The organism is Campylobacter sp. BCW_6463, assembly GCF_001762785.1.
Lineage (GTDB): Bacteria > Campylobacterota > Campylobacteria > Campylobacterales > Campylobacteraceae > Campylobacter_D > Campylobacter_D jejuni.
Genome location: NZ_MJXL01000020.1, coordinates 1 through 5,325, shown reverse-complemented (window position 1 = coordinate 5,325; position 5,325 = coordinate 1). Strand labels below are relative to the sequence as shown.

Annotated in this window: 4 protein-coding genes and 2 pseudogenes; 1 reads left to right on the top strand and 5 read right to left on the bottom strand. The window is 25.1% G+C overall.

Annotated features, from left to right (window positions below):
• From AJ884_RS02165 to AJ884_RS02150, 4 genes and pseudogenes are all read right to left on the bottom strand, one after another.
• Positions 1-503: pseudogene (locus AJ884_RS02165) on the bottom strand (beta-1,4-N-acetylgalactosaminyltransferase); the annotation flags it as partial.
• A complete protein-coding gene (gene neuC / locus AJ884_RS02160; protein WP_044779649.1) occupies positions 500-1,615 on the bottom strand; it encodes a UDP-N-acetylglucosamine 2-epimerase in 1,116 nt (371 codons plus the stop codon). The pseudogene AJ884_RS02165 and the gene neuC, both read right to left, overlap by 4 nt.
• Entirely contained in the window at positions 1,612-2,643 is a 1,032-nt protein-coding gene (neuB1, locus tag AJ884_RS02155) for a sialic acid synthase (RefSeq protein WP_070286390.1), read from the bottom strand. Before neuB1 ends, neuC begins: the two co-directional genes overlap by 4 nt.
• A complete protein-coding gene (locus AJ884_RS02150; protein WP_070286389.1) occupies positions 2,624-3,538 on the bottom strand; it encodes an alpha-2,3-sialyltransferase in 915 nt (304 codons plus the stop codon). The genes neuB1 and AJ884_RS02150 overlap by 20 nt, the downstream gene beginning before the upstream one ends.
• 82 nt (positions 3,539-3,620) lie before the next feature.
• Between AJ884_RS02150 and AJ884_RS02145 the strand changes: the two genes are divergently transcribed.
• Positions 3,621-4,526, top strand: coding sequence for a glycosyltransferase family 2 protein (locus AJ884_RS02145; RefSeq protein WP_070286388.1), 906 nt, complete (start codon positions 3,621-3,623; stop codon positions 4,524-4,526).
• Between the two features lie 33 nt (positions 4,527-4,559).
• Here AJ884_RS02145 and AJ884_RS02140 read toward each other — a convergent pair.
• Positions 4,560-5,267, bottom strand: a pseudogene (locus AJ884_RS02140) (beta-1,4-N-acetylgalactosaminyltransferase).
• Between the last annotated feature and the right edge of the window lie 58 nt (positions 5,268-5,325).

The window sequence follows — 5,325 nt, the reverse complement described above, 5'->3', positions numbered from 1 at the left end:
ATATAAAAACTCTTATATAATTTTTTTGCATCATAGTAATGATCTACATCTATTTTTATAAGCCATTCTCTTTGAGGAATAAAATTTGCAACATAATTATAATAGCTATAAAGTTTATTTTTTTCACTTTGTGGATTTTCAATTTGTACTTCATAAGGATATTTTACTGGTATAAAAGAAGGATATTGCTTGCAAAATTCTAAAATAATCTCTTCACTTCCATCAGTACAATCATTATATCCTATAACACCTCTTTGTATTGCAGGCAATATACTTTCTAATGAAGCTCTTAAAGTAATAGCTTCATTTTTTACTCTTATAAAAGCCCAAGGATTTAAAGGAGATTTTGTATCTTTTGAGTTTGGATCAAAGTCAAAAAATCCTTGATGTTTTTCATTGTAGATTTTTTTATTTAAGTTTAAAAAATATTCATTATCAAATTTTAATTTTTTATCAATTTTAAGCAATCTTAAAAAAGCTATAATTTTATAAAATAGAGTCATTTTTTATCCACGAATATTTTTTGCTTGTTTATAGCAAATAAAATATTATTTTTCAATAACCTATAAAATTGCTCAGAACTATTTAAAATTTCTAGTCTTTTGTTTGTAATATTAGCGTATTTACTAGTATTTAAGATAGCTTCTAATATATCTTTCTCCTCTGCATTTACTTTTATTGCTTTATTAATGTCAGTTCTACCATCTTGTCTTGAACCAACTAAAATTCCATTTACATTAAGATATAAAGCTTCTTTTATTATACAGCTTGAATTTCCTATGATAAAATCAGCATTTTTTAGCAAACTTATAAAATACTCAAATCTTAAAGAAGGAAAAATTTTAAATCTTTCATTATTTTTTAGCCTTTCATAGTTTTGCAAAATCAACTCAAAGCCTAAATCGTTATTTGGATAAATAACTATATAATTTTTATCACTTTTTATAAGAGCATTTACAAATTCTTCACTTTGTTTATATAAAGAATTTATTTCGGTTGTAACTGGATGAAATATAGCTATAGCATAATTTTTAAATTTTACATCATAATATTTTTTTGCTTCATCTAAAGATATAGTATTATTTAGCAATTCTAAATCAGGAGAACCTATAATAAAAATAGATTTCTCATCTTCACCCATTTGTATTAATCTTTTTTTTGCTATTTCATCATTTACTAAATGAATATGTGCTAATTTACTAATAGCATGTCTTAAACTCTCATCTATGGTTCCTGAAAGCTCTCCGCCTTCTATATGTGCCACTAAGATATTATTTAAACTTCCTACTATAGCAGCAGATAAAGGCTCTACTCTATCACCATGCACTACTATCAAATCAGGCTCTATCTCATATATAAATTTAGAAAAACCATCTATTGTTGATGATAAAGCCTTATCCATCTGATAATACTTATCGTGATTTATATATTTATATATATTTTTAAAACCACATTTTTCTATTTCCATATAAGTAGAACCAAACTTTTTACTCATATGCATACCAGTTACAAATATAAATAATTCAAATTCATTTGAATTTTCAACTTTCATCATTAGTGATTTTATTTTAGAAAAATCAGCTCTAGTTCCACTAACAAAAACTATTTTTTTCATTCAAGATCATCCCAAGTTAGTTGTATATTATTTTTTATATCTTTTTTTGCTCTTTTTCCAAGTATGGTTTCAAAATCCTTTGCACTTATGCCACCTTTTGAAGGTCTTTTTACCCAAATATTATCCATAGATAAAATTTCACCCTTTTTTATATCTTTTATACTTACTACACTAGCAAATGCAAAATCAATGGTCACTTGCTCTTCTTTTAAAGGATTTTTATTATTATCACCTCTTAAAAGTACCATTTCTTGCGTTTGATTTATAAGATCTTTTAAAGCACTTTCATCCATAGAGCAAACTATATCAGGGCCTTTTCTATTCATAGTATCCGTAAAGTGTCTTTCTAGTACACTTGCTCCAAGAGCTATTGCGCCTATACATGCAAGATTGTTTGTGGTGTGATCACTAAGTCCATAAAGACAATTAAATTCTTTATATAGTTCTAGCATAGCTTGTAATCTTACTAAGTGTGATGGGGTTGGATATAAATTTGTAGTATGAAGCAAAACAAAAGGTATTTCATAATCTCTAAGTATTTTAACCGTAGGTTTTATACTTTCTATGCTATTCATTCCAGTGCTTATAATCATAGGTTTTTTAAATTGTGCTATGTACTTTATTAAAGGATAATTATTGCATTCACCCGAGCCTATTTTATAAGCACCTACACCCATATCTTCTAAGCGATTTGCTGCGGCTCTACTAAATGGGGTGCTAAGATATACTAAACCTTGTTTTTCTACATACTCTTTTAAAGCTAGTTCATCTTTATAGTTTAATGCACATTGTTCCATGATCTCATAAATGCTAATATTTGCATTACCTGGTATAACATTTTTAGCTTCTTGGCTCATTTCATCTTCGACTATATGAGTTTGGTGTTTTATTATCTTAGCTCCTGCTCTTTTGGCTGTATCTACCATAAGTTTTGCTATCTCTAAACTGCCATTATGGTTTATGCCTATTTCAGGGATTATCAAAGGATTTTCCTGAGAAATAATTAATTTATCTATTTTTATTTGCATATTTTTCCTTTAAGTAGTGTTTTATGTCACTTGGAAGACGGAATAAGTCTTTAAATAGCTTATAGTATATATTTTGTTTAAGTTGATTTTGTATCTTGTGTATGGGATTTTTATATTTGGAATTTGGTATTAAAATATCATTTATATAATTACTCGGTTTATCTTTTAATATGAAATTGCTATTCTCTATGGGTGCTAAATCTATATATTTACTAATTGGGCTATTTTCATTTAAAGTATAGAAATTGACATTATACTTTTCTTTTAAAAAAATCAAGGTCTCTAAATCGAAATTTTTAGAGTGAGCTTCATAAACACTATCTTTATTTTTAAAATTTGATAATAAACTTAACATATTATGTTGTTTGCTTTCAAATGCATACATGTTATTTTTATCATCATAAAAATCAATACCTGTCAAATATATATTTTTATATCCTAAAGCAACAGCAGTAGCACACATATAAATCCCAGAAGTCATTCTTTTATTTTCATAAATTTCATTGTATTTTACAAATGCAAGAAAATCATTTATTTTAGATAATACTTCATGTCCTAATAATGTATCACAAAAATAACTAGGAGATAATTTTATAAAACTCTCATCATTTATTGATGGCAAATTAAAAGTAGAGCAAACTATATTTTCTATAATATATTCTCCATTTTGTATGAGTTTTTTACTAGTATAGTATTGTTCAAAAAACATAAAATGATTAAAAAATGCGTATTTTATATTTTTACCTACAAAATACCTATCTTCAAAATAAAATTGATTACATCTAAATACATCAAATTCTTTTGGCAACCTTTTGTAATCTATATTTTTTAAACTAGGTCCATTACCGCAAATTACAGCATTACCCCCACCCTCACCATTTGTATTACCTTCCATTGTCTATTGATTCCTTATTTATGGTTTTATAATATTATAATGATATTTTGCTATTTTTTTAAAAATAAATGAAAGAGTATACATGAATAATCCTTTAATATCAATTATACTACCAACTTATAATGTAGAAAAATATATAGCTAGAGCATTAGAAAGTTGTATAAATCAAACTTTTAAAGATATAGAAATCATTGTAGTAGATGATTGCGGAAGTGATAAAAGTATAAATATAGCCAAAGAATATGCTAGTAAAGATGATAGAATAAAAATCATATATAATGAAGAAAATTTAAAACTTTTAAGAGCAAGATATGCAGGTGTTAAAGTAGCAACTTCACTTTATATCATGTTTTTAGATCCTGATGATTATCTAGAACTTAATGCTTGTGAAGAATGTGTTAAAATTTTCAATAAAGATAATAAAGTAGATTTAATATTTTTTGATGCATTTGTGTTAAATAACAATAGTAAAATAGAAAGAAAACTAAATTTTCAAGAAAAATATTATACAAAAAAAGACTTTTTAAAGAAACTATTAAAAACTAAAAATCTCTTTTGGACAATGTGGGGAAAAGTTATAAAAAAAGAGTTATATCTCAAAGCTTTTAATCTAATACCACTAGAAAAAAATACCAAAATTAACATGGCTGAAGATGTTTTATTATATTATCCTTTAATAAATATCTCAAATACTATATTCTATCTGAGTAAAAATTTATATAATTATCAAATAAACAACTCCTCTATAACTGGAACCTTAACATCACAAAATATAAAAACAAATATACAAGAACAAGATAATGTTATAAATCTTCTAAAGAAGATGCAATATAACTATAATTTTAATCTAGCTTTGCTGTTGTTAATTGATTATTTTTTATTAATTCAAAAGTGTTCTTTATGTGGTAAACAAAATTCTCTTTATTTTAAAATCAATATTTTTTTTAAGAAAAATCGATTTAAATTTTATCGCTTTCTAAAGATGTAAGCTTTTCATATATTTGATTTAATGCTTTATATTTTAACATTTTTCAAAGTCTATTTGAACTTTTAATTTTTCTTTATAATCCCTAATAAATTCATCTAAATCAATCCAAGTCAATTGATTATAATCATTTTTTCTGCAACTTTTTATAAATGGAAAATGATAATTATTAAGTTCTGTAGTAAAATAAATTCTATTTCAAGCATTTAAAATTCCATATGATTTTGCGTTGTTTATATCCTCTTTTGTAATATTCCAATTAAATGTATCACCGTTAATCAGTATTTCTTTCCAAATTAAGTTAGTATTTCGTATTAGCAAAACAATCTTCAGGAGCTCTTTTATCTCGATAAATATAAAATTTCCCCTTCGTTAAATACAAAATCTATTCTAGAATAACTAACCATGATAATCTTTTTTGGGTATATAAAAACTCTTATATAATTTTTTTGCATCATAGTAATGATCTACATCTATTTTTATAAGCCATTCTCTTTGAGGAATAAAATTTGCAACATAATTATAATAGCTATAAAGTTTATTTTTTTCACTTTGTGGATTTTCAATTTGTACTTCATAAGGATATTTTACTGGTATAAAAGAAGGATATTGCTTGCAAAATTCTAAAATAATCTCTTCACTTCCATCAGTACAATCATTATATCCTATAACACCTCTTTGTATTGCAGGCAATATACTTTCTAATGAAGCTCTTAAAGTAATAGCTTCATTTTTTACTCTTATAAAAGCCCAAGGATTTAAAGGAGATTTTGTATCTTTTGAGTTTGGATCAAAGTCAAAA